The following is a 3,704-nucleotide window of genomic DNA, read 5'->3' as shown; positions in this document are numbered from 1 at the left end:
TTTGGTTGCGGGAGTAGGATTTGAACCTACGACCTTCAGGTTATGAGCCTGACGAGCTACCGGGCTGCTCCATCCCGCGACAGAGTTGTGTTGCATCGTTCGAGAGATACTGTTTTGCGTTCTTTTTCAGGTGTGGCGATGACTTACTCTCCCACGTCTTGAGACGCAGTACCATCAGCGCAGTGGCACTTAACGGCCGAGTTCGGGATGGGATCGGGTGTTTTGCTCACGCTATGATCACCACACCAAAGAAAGAACGCGCGGTGGTGGTGCAGGGTCCTGCTTGCGCAGGGACCCGGCGACCGTTCGTCCACCGTTTGGTATCAGCGGTCGATCTGGTCCCCATTTGCGACCGAGTACGCTGCGGGTTTGCGAGCAAACCCACTTTGCGCACCCGGTCGATCGCAGGGACGCGATCGACCGTGTTCAAGTCAGCACAACTGATGTTGTGGTGTGTATACATCTTGATTTCAGTCCAGCTTCTACTGGATCAAATCAAGCCTATCGGACCATTAGTACCGGTCAACTGAATGCATTGCTGCACTTACATCTCCGGCCTATCGACGAGGTGGTCTACCTCGGTCCTCAGGGATACCTTGTTTTGAGGGGGGCTTCCCGCTTAGATGCCTTCAGCGGTTATCCTGTCCGATCATAGCTACCCTGCACTGCCGTTGGCACGACAACAGGTCCACCAGTGGATCGTTCACCCCGGTCCTCTCGTACTAGGGGCAACTCCTCTCAAGTATCCTACACCCACGGAAGATAGGGACCGAACTGTCTCACGACGTTCTAAACCCAGCTCACGTACCTCTTTAAACGGCGAACAGCCGTACCCTTGGGACCTGCTCCAGCCCCAGGATGAGATGAGCCGACATCGAGGTGCCAAACGGTGCCGTCGATATGGACTCTTGGGCACCATCAGCCTGTTATCCCCAGCGTACCTTTTATCCGTTGAGCGATGGCCCTTCCACGCGGGACCACCGGATCACTATGGCCGTCTTTCGACTCTGCTCGACGTGTCAGTCTTGCAGTCAGGCTGGCTTCTGCCATTGCACTCAACGAGCGATTTCCGACCGCTCTGAGCCAACCTTCGCGCGCCTCCGTTACACTTTGGGAGGCGACCGCCCCAGTCAAACTACCCACCACACAGGGTCCCGGATCCGGATAACGGACCGCGGTTAGACATCAAGCAGAGCAAGGGTGGTATCTCAAGGGTGACTCCACGAGGACTGGCGTCCCCGCTTCAAAGTCTACCACCTATCCTGCACATGCCGTACCTGATGCCAGTGTGAAGCTATAGTAAAGGTGCATGGGGTCTTTCCGTCTAACCGCGGGTAGCCTGCATCTTGACAGGCAATTCAATTTCGCTGAGTCCACATTTGAGACAGCGGGGAAGTCGTTACGCCATTCGTGCAGGTCGGAACTTACCCGACAAGGAATTTCGCTACCTTAGGACCGTTATAGTTACGGCCGCCGTTTACCTGGGCTTCAATTCGGAGCTTGCACTCCTCCTTTTAACCTTCAGGCACCGGGCAGGCGTCAGACCCTATACGTCGTCTTACGACTTCGCAGAGCCCTGTGTTTTTAGTAAACAGTCGCCACCCCCTGGTTTGTGCCCCCAGCCCAGACTTGCGTCCGAACCGGGCCTCCTTCTCGCGAACTTACGGAGGTATTTTGCCGAGTTCCTTAAATGTGGTTCTCTCAAGCGCCTTGGTATTCTCTACCAGTCCACCTGTGTCGGTTTAGGGTACGATCTTATAGAGGGGCTATTTCCAGGAACCGCTCAGCAGCCCACCCAATCCGATAAGGGCAAACTACATCTGCGATCCGTCACCACCTCACGGCCCAGGAATATTAACCTGGTTCCCATCGACTACGCCTTTCGGCCTCGCCTTAGGGGTCGGCTCACCCTGCTCAGATTAGCTTTAAGCAGGAACCCTTGGACTTTCGGCGAGGGGGTCTCTCACCCCCTTTGTCGCTACTCATGTCATCATTCTCACTAGTGATCTCTCCACCCCATCCCTCACAGGGGGGCTTCACAGAAAGCACCATAACGATCGCAACACCTCGAAAGGCGCTGATATCGTCAGGTACTATGTCACACTACGCTCTGCTACCGCGTATATTGCTATACACCCTAGACTTCGGCTCATGGCTTGAGCCCCGTTACATCTTCGCCGCAGGACAGCTTGTTTAGACCAGTGAGCTGTTACGCTATCTTTAAAGGATGGCTGCTTCTAAGCCAACCTCCTGGTTGTTTTGGCCGTCCCACCTGCTTTCCCACTTAGCCATGAATTAGGGGCCTTAGTCGTAGGTCAGGGTTGTTTCCCTCTTCACACCGGACGTTAGCACCCGATGTGTGTCTGCCGTCTAGTACTCCTCGGTATTCGGAGTTTGGTTAGGATCAGTAAGCCGGTAAGGCCCCATTACCCATCCAGTGCTCTACCCCCGAGGGTATTCGGACGACGCTCTACCTAAATAGATTTCGCAGAGAACCAGCTATCTCCGAGTTTGATTGGCCTTTCACCCCTAGGCACACCTCATCCCGACCTTTTTCAACAGGTGTGGGTTCGGACCTCCAGTTGGTGTTACCCAACCTTCATCCTGGACATGCCTAGATCACTCGGTTTCGGGTCTGATCCCACAAACTCATTCGCCCTATTCAGACTCGCTTTCGCTGCGCCTACACCTAACGGCTTAAGCTTGCTTGTGAGACCAAGTCGATGACCCATTATACAAAAGGTACGCTGTCAGGCCTCATGGACCCTCCAACTGCTTGTAGGCGTTCGGTTTCAGGTACTGTTTCACTCCCCTCGTCGGGGTGCTTTTCACCTTTCCCTCACGGTACTGGTTCGCTATCGGTCAGTAAGGAGTACTTAGCCTTCGAAGGTGGTCCTCCGATGTTCAGACAGGATTTCACGTGTCCCGCCCTACTTAATACGTCCAATTGAGCTTCCAATACGGGGCTGTCACCCACTCTGGCTATCCTTTCCAGGATATTCTTGTCACTCGCATGGCTCGGCTGGTCCCCGTTCGCTCGCCGCTACTAGGGGAGTATCTGTTGATTTCCTTTCCTCCGGGTACTTAGATGTTTCAGTTCCCCGGGTTTGCTTTTGTAAGCCTATGTATTCAGCCTACAAATACCTGGTTTTGCCCGCTGTTAGCTGCCCGAAGGCAGTAACAACAAACAATCAGGTGGGTTGCCCCATTCGGAAATTCCTGGATCAAAGCTCATTCTCAGCTCCCCAGGACTTATCGCAGAGTATCACGTCCTTCATCGCCTCTTACTGCCAAGGCATCCACCAAACGCCCTTTTCGCGCTTGATTTGATCCAGAAGAAGCCGGACTTCCAAAGAAGCTCGACGTCTCCTGCGCCACCCCCCTTTTGTACGCAAAGGGTGGCATTAATCAAAATGCATACATTGTCGAAGCGTGCCGCTGGTTCGCAACACGACTTCGTTCGAGTGAGATTACTCTCACTCCGGTTAGTGTACTTGACTTGAACAAAATGGATTATCGGGGAGTCAAAAGCCCATGCAGGCCTCGTCCCGTCAGGCAATCCCCTTCACGCGGGGCGCCTCCATTCTGATGTTGTATCTCTCTAAACGATGTCAATCGGATGCACCTCGCGATGCCTCCTAGTCCAGTTGGACTGCAAAACAGCACTGCTGCTTAACGGTCAAACCGACTGTCTGATCTGAAGT

General features: G+C 53.9%; 1 tRNA gene and 2 rRNA genes. All 3 read right to left on the bottom strand.

The annotated features are described in order from the left end of the window. Positions 1-2: 2 nt before the first annotated feature. Positions 3-79 (bottom strand) — tRNA-Met (locus tag BMX16_RS17090). Between the two features lie 51 nt (positions 80-130). After that, positions 131-245, bottom strand: a 5S ribosomal RNA gene (gene rrf / locus BMX16_RS17085). A 246-nt stretch (positions 246-491) separates the two neighbouring features. Beyond that, positions 492-3,327: ribosomal RNA gene (locus BMX16_RS17080) — 23S ribosomal RNA — on the bottom strand. Positions 3,328-3,704 lie beyond the last annotated feature (377 nt).

This window comes from Loktanella fryxellensis, from assembly GCF_900110065.1.
Classification (GTDB): domain Bacteria; phylum Pseudomonadota; class Alphaproteobacteria; order Rhodobacterales; family Rhodobacteraceae; genus Loktanella; species Loktanella fryxellensis.
This window is presented reverse-complemented; position numbering and strand designations above follow the sequence as displayed.